This is a genomic window from Synergistes jonesii, from assembly GCF_000712295.1.
Classification (GTDB): domain Bacteria; phylum Synergistota; class Synergistia; order Synergistales; family Synergistaceae; genus Synergistes; species Synergistes jonesii.
In genome coordinates this window covers 1-5,761 of the sequence record NZ_JMKI01000013.1, presented here as the reverse complement: position 1 = coordinate 5,761, position 5,761 = coordinate 1, and the positions used below count along the sequence as shown (strand labels likewise).

The following is a 5,761-nucleotide window of genomic DNA, read 5'->3' as shown; positions in this document are numbered from 1 at the left end:
GAAGCAGGCTTCTACGTGCGCCCGCACCGCCTGCGCGACTGCTATTATCTGCGCCGCCGTGAGCGTCACGAAGCCGTTTTTCGCCTTCCACGTGACYGAGTAGTTTTCGTCGTGCGACGCCGCGAGCGCCGCGCCCGTTATGAGCGCCTGGCTTTCGCGGTCGGTGCGGATAACCGCGCCCGAGAGCGTTATGCCGGATATTTCAGCGGCGTAACGCGCCGCGGCCATTTCCGCGCGCTTTTTCGCCTTCAATTCGTCCAACGTCGGCGATACGTCGTTTTCTACGACCGCGCCGTCCGCTATGCGGTACTGATATTTGCCGTCGTCTGTCATCAGCGGTTTGCTAAAATAGTTGCTCTGCGCGTGGTGATACTTATCGCCTTCGCCTTCGTCCACCTCTATCCAGCCGGCCGGCACGGGGTCGGGCAGGAAGGCTTCGGAGTTGACGGATACGACGTTGTCCGCCGCATCTGTTTTTACGTATACTTTGTACATGTCTTATTCCTCCTACAGCTCCGCGTTCAGGAACGTCGCGCTGTTAGCGTAGAGCAGACAGTCGGTGAGCCCGTGCGACGGCGCGTTCACACGCAGGAATACGTCTGGGTCGCGGCGCAGCGTCTCTATGCTGGATATCGATACGCCGCTGCCGACTACCGCAAGAGTCTTAATTGACAGCGCCGATACATCTTCCACCGTCGGCAATGCGCGCATCCGCTGCGGCGTCGGGATGTGGAATTGGAGAACGTCCGACGTATAGCTTTCGAGCCGGAAGCGCTGCGCGGCGGAGATTGGCACCAGATAGCGCTGGCATATCATCTCTTGTTCGGCGTAGTCGGCCACGTCCGTATCTTTCAGTGTAGAGACGTCGCCGATTTCAAGCTTCACGGAGGCGAGAGTCAAAGACACGTCGGCGTCGTTGCTGTTTCCGATGTGGAATTTCAGGCTGCCGGCGATGTCGGACGCCGAGCCTAATGTGACGGTGTATTTTTTTATGCCGGTAAATCCTGCGTCGATTATGCCTCCGCCGGTGCCGCTGGAGCCCTGCACGAAATAGCTTGAAAACTTGCCGGTGCAGGCCAGGACGTTCAGCGAGACGGTCACCTGTTTGCCCGCCAGCCGCTCGGGGTTTTCTATCGTCTGCCTGAAGTTGCGGTATTGTCCGCCTTGCCCGGTGAGTTTTACACCGCCTGACACAAGTTCCACTTTCATGTTGGTGCCCGCGCGCCAGCGGTCTATGGTCGGTATTTCGCCCGAAGTGCTCAAGTATGTCGTCGCCCCGCGCTGGTTCACGGGCGTGGTGAAGTCCCAGTTGTGCAGCAGGTTGGGGTTGCGCGAGAGGTCGCATTCGCCCAGGACGTTCAGCCCCGAAGCGGTGCGCTTCACTATTTGCAGCTTATCCATTAAACGCTCACCTTCCTTATGATTATGTCCCCGACGGTCGTAGCGCCGATTATCGCGCTGTCGGATTCGCCGGACAGCGCCGGATAGCACTGCTGCGTCCAGCCCGCCGCCAGCTTGCCGTTCCCGCCCGCCTGCGGTATGCCCGCGGGGATGGGCGAAGCCGACAGGTTGTTCGTTATCGGGCGCGTCTCGTCCAGCAGGTGCGTCACTTCCGCCGCCAAACGCGGCGTGGTCTGATTGCCCGCCATGTTCATGACGACGTAGGCTTTAGCCGAGCCGGTCGTCCCCTGATACGCCTGTTTCAGCGTCAGCTTCGTGTCGCTTTGGACGCTTTCGACTTCGTACAGCGGCCCTGTCGGCAACAGGTTGCCGTCGACCAGCGAAAATATGTCCCCTGCGTAAATGCCCGACGAGTTGAACGCGGTGTTTACGCCGGTGACGATTTTGGAGCCGTTGGTCACCGCAACGGTCCCATCTCTGTAGCTTGCCATTTTTTACATCACTCCTTTTTATTGTTCCGCTATTCCGCTATAGCCATATAATTCAGCGTGCCCTGCGCGAGCGGCTGTGCCGCAGCAAGGTTGTACGTTACGCTTTCCATGCGCAGCGCCGCAAAGGAACGGTTTATCAGCGCCGGCGGCGTGTATTCCTGCCATGTCAGTCGCTGCTCTGGGTTGTTGCCCGTTACCGGTTTTTGAGATACATAAACTTTTACGGCTATCGTGTGCGCCGTGCTTCCCGCCGACAGCGTGAATGTTTTAGCGCTCGGCTCAAGCCACTGGGCGACGTAGTTATGTTTGTAGCTGTGTTCTTCGTCCGCAGCCGCGAAGTCTTTGTTCCAGCCGTCGTATTCGACGCCGTCGATTACATATGCGGTGCGCGCGCGGCACCAGAGGGAATTTATGCGCGAGTAGGAATATTCGCTCCCCGGGCCGCCTTCTCCCCCCGAGCCGCCCGTCATGACGTCGGTAGAGTCGATGCAGTTGGCGAAGACGTTCAGGCGTATCGTCGCAGTCGTCGCGTTGGCGGGAACGGTGACCGAGCCGATTTGCAGCACTGTCTCCGGGTAGACCATTTGCCCGGAAACGGCGTCCCTATACCCCGCAGCCACCTGCCCGAATACGGTGTCCGTCGCAGGGGAAGACTCGCTGCCTATGCTCTGCCGCCCGGCGTCGATGACCAGCTTCGCGACTGGTTTGAACGTCACTCTCCCCGTCGCTTTGTTGTAGACTATGTTCGACGCCTGCGTGAGCAGCGTCTGCGCCTGCGTGCCGTAGCTCGGATCGAACGTCTGGAGCGCGCAGGGCGACACGATGATGCTCGGCGCGGAGGGCCAGTAGCCGTCCAGCACGACGGTCGCGCCGTTTTCGACGTTGGAGCCGAAGCTCATTTTGCGCAGCGACTTCATCTCGCGGTACGCACCGGCGATGTATTTGTACGTCGAAATATCGCCGCTGATGATGCGGATATAATCGCCGGTCGTGAGGTTCGCAGGGTCGCGCAGCATCATCTGCGCCGTCTCCGAGTCGATGAAGACCGCTCCGTTGCCCATCTGGAATTTGGCTCCGCCGCCGGCGATGAACTCGCCGCCCGCGCCTAACTGTATCTTGCTGTGCGCGGCTATTTTGTCGCCGATTATCCAGCCGGTGGCATCGGCGTAGCCGCCGTTTTTCAGCGCCTGCACGAAAAAGTTGCCCTCGATGACTACTTTCGGGTCGTTCGGGTCGCTGGCGTCCACCGCGAAGGGCTGCACGAGCTCGCCGTTTTTGTCTTTCACGAGGTAGAATCTGTCGGCCAATATGACGAATTCCGAGCCGTTGCCGGCGGTAGCCAAAAGCCCGAGCCCCGCGACGACTTTTCTGCCGCCGCTCGATACCTGCGTTTTAAGCCACGTGGCGGCCGCCGCCTGCGCCTTGAAGTCTGTCAGCTCTTTGTCGGTGCACTTGACCCATGCGGCGCCGTTCCAGCGGCTTATCTCGTTGTTGGGGTTTATCCATAAGTCGCCCAATTTCAGCGGCTTGTCCACCGTGCCCGCCGGCGCGGTCGCCTGATTGTAGATGTCGGGCTTGCCGGCAGTGACTTCGGAGAGCGTCTGTATCGCGGCTTCGTTGCCGCCGGATTTGGCCTCTACGGTGCTCACTCGGCTCGCGAGTGCGTTGTCCGCGTTTACGCGCGCGGTGCGCTCGTCCTGTATCGCCGCCTTGCGTTCGGTCTCTTCCGTCGTCACCTTGGCCTGCACGGTGGTGATGGTGCTTGCCAGCGCGCCGTCCCTATCGGCCCGCACTATTTTCTCGGTCTCTATCGCCGCCTGCGCCGCCGCCAGTTTGGCCGCCATAAGTTCGCGCGCCTGCGCCTCCGAAAGCAGCCCCTGCTTGATGCGCGTGTCCAGCGTGTTGTAGTAGACCGCGAATTGTTCGGTCAGCTTCCGGCCGATGTCGTGGGCCAGCATCGCCGCGTAGAGCGCCGCTTCGCCCGCATCTTCGTCGCTCGCGGCTATCATCGCCGTGCCCAGCCGTCCGTACGCTTCGTCTTTGTCGGCCCGCGTCTGCGCCTCTTCGGTTATCGCGGACATCGCGCCGCCTACGTCTGAGACGAGCGTGTTTATGCGGCTCGACAATGCGTTGTCGCCGCTTACGCGCGCCTCCCGTTCTTCGCGGACGGCGGCTATACGCGCCGCGGCTTCGTTGTCTATCGCCTGTTGGCGGGCCGTGGCTTCCGTCTGTATGGCTGCGATGCGCGCGTTCTCTTCGGCCGTGAGGGCCGTACCGCGCGCGGCGGCCTCCGCCTCTATCGCCGCTATGCGCGCGTCAGCCTCGGACTGTATCGCGGCGGCCGCCTCGCTTTTATTGCTCCCGACGGTCGCGGTGAGCGTGTCCACTCTGCTCGCGGCGGCCGCGTCCGCGGAGGCCCGCGCTTCTTGTTCGGCGATTATCGCGGCATTGGCGTCGCCCACTTCGTCGAATAGAGTCTGTATGTCGTTGGCAAGCGCCTCGTTTTTGTCCGCCAGCACGTACTGTTCGCGCTTTATCGCCGCGATGTTGCCGTCCATCATCACTATCAGGGCTTCACGGTCTTCCGCTTGGGCGACCCCCAGCTCGTTCACGCGCGAGTCGAGGTATTCATAATGCGCGGCGAGGCGCCTCTTCTGCTCTTTGAGCGCGTTTTCGTTGCTGAGCAGCGCTTCCATCAGCGCTTCGCCGGCCGCCTCTTGGCTGTCGGCGATCTGGAAGGAGAGCAGCGTGCCGTAGCTTTCGAGCCCCTTGCTGTTGGCTTCGCGCACTTCCATTACGTCGGCCGTGCGCTGACGCCTTTCTTCGCCTACCGCTTCGTCTATCGCGGCAGACCTGTCGGCCGCCTCCTGCTGTATGGCTGCGATGCGCGCGTTCTCTTCGGCCGTGAGGGCCGTACCGCGCGCGGCGGCTTCCGCCTCTATAGCCGCGATGCGCGCCTGCGACTCGGCCGCTATCGCGTCGAGCAATTCCTGCTTGTCGATGGAGGAGCCGGCGCTTATGCCGCTGATCTGCGTGGCGAGCGCGCCGTATTGGTCGGCGCGGGCCTGCGCCTCTTCGGTTATAGCGGCTTTGGCGTCGCCTACTTCGACGAAGGCGTTGTCTATGCGCAGGGCGAGCGCTTCGTTTTCCGCCGCGCGGACGAGTTGTTCGGTTTCTATCAGCGCTTTGTTTTCGTTCATCTGGGCGACGAGGGCTTCGCGTTTCGTCGCTTCGGCGATTTCGTTTTCTTTTACGCGCGTATCAAGGTCGCTGTAAAATCCGGCCATCTGCCGGCGTATGGACTGCTCGCCCCTGAATCCGGATATGAGGGCGGCTAAATCCGCGTCGCCGGCCGAGTCGTCTACGCTCGCTATCATGGCGTTGTGCATTTTTCCATAGGCTTCGTCTCTGTCGGCCCGCAGCTCGGCTTCTTCGATTATCGCCGCGCGGTTTGAATCGACGTCGACTATCACGCGGTCTACGAGCGTGGCGATGGCTTCGTCCTCCCGCGCGCGCAGTTCTTTTTCGGAGATGAGCGAGGCGGCGGCGTTTTTTATCTGCGCTTCGAGTATGAGCCTCGACGCCGCTTCGGCTTCGAGTCGCCCGTCGACTATGTTGAGCCGCCCGATGAGTTCCTGTTTGGCGTAGGCGATGGCTTGTCTGGTCGCTTTGTCGTTCTCAAATTGGTTGGAGGCGTTCTGTATGACGCCTTCCGCGAGCGCGTCGAAGTCGTCCGCGTACTGCCCGACGAAGCCGCTTATGGTGCCGTTCTGCGCGTCTATTTTCACTTCGGCCGCCTCTATGCGCGCCACGGCCAGGTCGAGTTCGACGAGGGAGGCTTTGAGCGCTATGGCCGCGTCGAGCCCCTG

Annotated in this window: 4 protein-coding genes; all 4 read right to left on the bottom strand. The window is 61.3% G+C overall.

The window, feature by feature from the left end:
* Positions 1–495, bottom strand: a 495-nt coding sequence (locus EH55_RS13355) for a DUF4376 domain-containing protein (RefSeq protein ID WP_152550714.1), incomplete at its 3' end; no start/stop codon positions are given.
* Between the two features lie 12 nt (positions 496–507).
* Positions 508–1,401: a hypothetical protein gene (locus EH55_RS03860; RefSeq protein WP_037974960.1), complete on the bottom strand. Its 894-nt coding sequence runs from the start codon at positions 1,399–1,401 to the stop codon at positions 508–510.
* Positions 1,401–1,892 carry a hypothetical protein gene (locus tag EH55_RS03855; RefSeq protein ID WP_037974957.1) on the bottom strand — a complete coding sequence of 164 codons (492 nt, stop codon included), beginning with the start codon at positions 1,890–1,892 and terminating at the stop codon, positions 1,401–1,403. The genes EH55_RS03860 and EH55_RS03855 overlap by 1 nt, the downstream gene beginning before the upstream one ends.
* 29 nt (positions 1,893–1,921) lie before the next feature.
* The coding region (locus EH55_RS03850) for a phage tail tip fiber protein (protein ID WP_037974956.1) at positions 1,922–5,761 on the bottom strand (3,840 nt) is incomplete at its 5' end.